The organism is Pseudaminobacter soli (ex Zhang et al. 2022), from assembly GCF_014595955.1.
GTDB classification, from domain to species: domain Bacteria; phylum Pseudomonadota; class Alphaproteobacteria; order Rhizobiales; family Rhizobiaceae; genus Kumtagia; species Kumtagia pseudosoli.
This window is the reverse complement of sequence record NZ_JABVCF010000050.1, coordinates 1-534: the sequence shown is the minus strand read 5'-3', so window position 1 is coordinate 534 and position 534 is coordinate 1. Positions and strand designations below refer to the sequence as shown.

General features: G+C 61.8%; 1 pseudogene. It reads left to right on the top strand.

Features of this window, described 5'->3' with window-relative positions:
• Window positions 1-253 precede the first annotated feature (253 nt).
• Window positions 254-534, top strand: a pseudogene (locus HUI96_RS29045) (arginase family protein); the annotation flags it as partial.

Here is a 534-nt window from a genome sequence, read left to right as displayed (position 1 = left end):
CTGCATCCCCCAAAAGCAGCCGCCGGCAAGCACTGCGCGTTCGTTGGCGATACTCATCCGTACCTCCTCAGTCTGGGGCGTCGGCCCATATATAGGGCCAATATATATAGGGATTGCGTGCACGCATTTGTCAGGTGTGCACGCGATCCGGAAGACGGCGAGTCTTCGCGCGCCGAACGGAGATAACGACGTGCGGTGTTGGTGCAGCCACACGGTTATTCGCCGTCGCGTCGCATCCTTCGGTGAGCCCTTGAGCGTGGGTAGCGCACGCCTCGAAGAAATCGAGGCTGCCCGGAAGTTTGCAGCCGCTTCGTGACCGCGCGCGCGAGGTTCATTCTGACGGTGTCGAAGTGGCTCTAAGGCACATCCCGGAAGGTGCATGGGTCGTCATCACCCTAGACTGCGACGGCCTGGATCCCAGCGTCATGCCGGCGGTGGCTGCCCGGACCCCTGGCGGCTATACCCAGACGATCGATTTGATCGCGGGCGTCGGCAAACGAGCCCGGATCGCAGGATTCGATCTCGTCGAGTTCT